Annotated in this window: 1 pseudogene; it reads right to left on the reverse strand. The window is 61.8% G+C overall.

The window, feature by feature from the left end:
* Nucleotides 1-553 (reverse strand): annotated as a pseudogene (locus ACTQ34_RS18135) (hypothetical protein); the annotation flags it as partial.

Genomic DNA, 553 nt, shown 5'->3' on the forward strand with positions numbered 1-553 from the left:
GTGGCGGAGCCAGCCAGTGTCAGCGCCACGCCATTTTCAGTGGGAATGGATGTCTTGACGATCTCCTCGGTGCCGTCGGCATTGACGATGACGGCCACAGTGCCGGGAGTAACGGTCTCGACGGGGATCTCGACCTTGACGGAGCCGGCGCTCTTGGGCACAGTGACATCCACAGCGGGGGCGTCCCCGGTGTTCTTGGCAGTGGGGACTTCCACAGGCAGAGTCACGGCATCGCCGCTCTTGGCGGCTTCCGTGGCGGCCTTGTCGGACACGCTGGACTTGACCTCGGTAACGTCGCCGTTCTTATCCGTAACGACGGTTCCGGTGGTGCCGTCGGCAGCCTTATTTGTCTCGGTGACGGTGCCGTCCTTCTTGGTTTCCACAACAGTGGTGCTGCCGTCGGTGTTCTTGGTGGTCTCAGTCACGGTGCCGGTGGTCTTGTCGGTCACGGTCGTGGTGGTGGAGCCGTCTTCATTCTTCTCCGTTTTGGTGGTGGTGTTGGAGGAAGAACCGCCGCCGGAGTAGGACACCACATAGGGCGTAATGCTTCCGG

The sequence above is a fragment of the Agathobaculum sp. LCP25S3_E8 genome (assembly GCF_052117165.1).
GTDB lineage: Bacteria > Bacillota > Clostridia > Oscillospirales > Butyricicoccaceae > Agathobaculum.